Annotated in this window: 1 protein-coding gene; it reads right to left on the reverse strand. The window is 60.5% G+C overall.

Going from position 1 to position 2,260, the window contains the following annotated elements:
• Positions 1 to 517: 517 nt before the first annotated feature.
• Positions 518 to 2,260 (reverse strand): Ig-like domain-containing protein (locus CAG33_RS27995; RefSeq protein WP_085695156.1); only part of this gene is annotated, 1,743 nt, incomplete at its 5' end.

Consider the following 2,260-nt stretch of genomic DNA (forward strand, 5'->3'; position numbering starts at 1 on the left):
GGTTGGGGGTGGGTTTGAACATGGCATGCGCTCCGTGATTGATTGAGCCGCCACAACCCATCGCTAAACAAGTAAAGGTGGCGGCTGTACGCAGGTTAGCGATCCGGGTCACAGAAACCCCGGGTAGACCCGAAGGTCTCCCGCGCACAGCCACCATTACGCAAATGCAGGCAGTTGACTGCATATGAGACAGGGCATTGTTGCGTCTGTGGGGAGTCGGATCGCTAAACCCGATCACTGATTCGTCAGTGACCGGCAAACAATAAAACCAGCCCCTAAGGCACACAAGCCAGCGGATTCTGGCGTAGCTGTAGGCAATGGCGCAAGGTGGCGTGGGGTGGTGGAAGTGGTTTTAAACGGAAGTAAACGAAGTGGCTGAAAAATGAAGTGCATAGCCATTTCGATTGAAATGGGGACGTATAAATAAATCCGTCCCCATTTTTTCAGCATAGACATGGCAAAAGTTACTGCTGCTGCGGAGCTTGCAAGGGTTTTAAGCGCACGGCTCATTCAGAGTTTACGGAGTGGGTAGCAATCCCCACATTTGTGCTGTGTTGTTACCGGAAGTGCAAGCAGAAGCCTCCGAGCGCCACAGAAATTGGGGGTACATTATCGGTGCGAATTCATAGCACCACCCATCAAACACAACCAAAGGGCCGAGCGCTACTCCGTCTCTATATGTTATGTGCGTGGGGAAGTAACGCTCATAAGGTGGTTGGTATCGTTTGGCAAAGCTCAATGCATGTGCTTGTGTGATGCGAACCCAACCGAGTGAAGCCCAAAGGGTTGCCGTGTTACCAGCCAGCGTCGTGTCACGCGTCACAAGGCGATACACATTCGAAACTGTAACGCTGTATTCACGAGTCTGACCCGATGCGTCCCGCACGCTAATGACCGTGCGACCATTTTGGAGCCCTTCTACCTTGCCAGTATTACTCACCTTTGCAATTGCGGGATTCGCCGAGCTGTAGGTGTAGGGCGGAATCCCCGTCTTCGGCGTGCGAGTGGAAGTATTTCCCGGGAAATCGTACGCAGGATTGACCTCCCAGCCCGTAGGCGTAACTAGCGCGAACCCATTCAATGTCATAGGCGATGGGTCGATGGACATCGGACTTGTCACCGTCAGCAGCCGCACATTCGAATAAGTCGCCGTACTGTGATACAGCGACTTGGCGTACAGCCGCCGCGCCCCCACCGGCACGCTGATCTTGAGCTCCCAGCGCCCGGTTGTGGCGTCAGCGGTGGCCTTGCCCTTGGACACAGCCGTCGAGCCGTTGCCGTCGTAGACCTCGACCTGCAAGCCTTTGCTGGCGGTGCCCTTGAGGGTCAGCGTGGTGCTGACGGTGTAGGTGCCTTCCGGCACCTCGACGTTGTTGGCGTCCAGCACGTTGGTCAGCGTCGGCACCACCAACGGCACCGCCTTCACCGTATACACCCGATCCGCAAACACCACCGCATTGGCCGCCACGTTGCTCTTGTCCAGCGCTGCCTTGAACTTCAGGGTCAACTGGCTGCCGTCGGCCAGCGCCTTGAAGTAGCTGTTGGCCACGCTCCGGTTCCAGTATTTCTGCTGGAACCACGTGGCGTTGACGTAGGAAGCGCCGCCGTTCCACACCGTCAGGTCATGCGCCGCGCCGTCGGCCTTGCGCCCGAGCAGGCTCATCCACACCTGCTGGCCCGTGGCGATCAGCGCCCAGTCCTGTGCGCGGATCGTCACGTCCTTGCTGCCCAGCGCCGCCAGGTCCAGCACGTTGCCCGCGTCGGCGTCGGTGATGACCGGCGAGTTCAGCGCCGTCGCCGGCAAGGTGCCGACCTTCAGGCTCAGCGGCGGCGAGTCGAACACCTTGCCGCCGCGCTCGATCCTGTAGGTCACGGTGACGGTCTTGCCCAGGGCGAAGGCCAGCACCGTGGGCGGCAGGGCGATGCTGTAGCCGCTCTGGCTGATCGGTTTGGCCTCGGTGGTGTGGGAACCTTCGGCGTGGCTGCCCGGCGCGCCCTGCCAGGTGACGCTGAGGAGGTCGGCGGGCTGCAGGCCTTCGGCGGGGATGACGGCGGTCAGCGCGTCCTTGGCCTTCACCGGCTGCAGGGTCTGGCCGTCGGCCTCGGCCTGCTGGATGCGCGGCGGCTGCAGCTGCAGCGCCACGCCGATCACGAACCCCAGCGGATTGGAATAGCTCACCTTGCCCGTCTCGGCCCGCCGGATGCTGTAGCTCGCCGTCAGCGTCTCCCCGCGCCGGGCCTCGAAGTGCTGCTGCACGAA

The organism is Pseudomonas sp. B3(2017), from assembly GCF_002113595.1.
GTDB classification, from domain to species: domain Bacteria; phylum Pseudomonadota; class Gammaproteobacteria; order Pseudomonadales; family Pseudomonadaceae; genus Aquipseudomonas; species Aquipseudomonas ekonensis.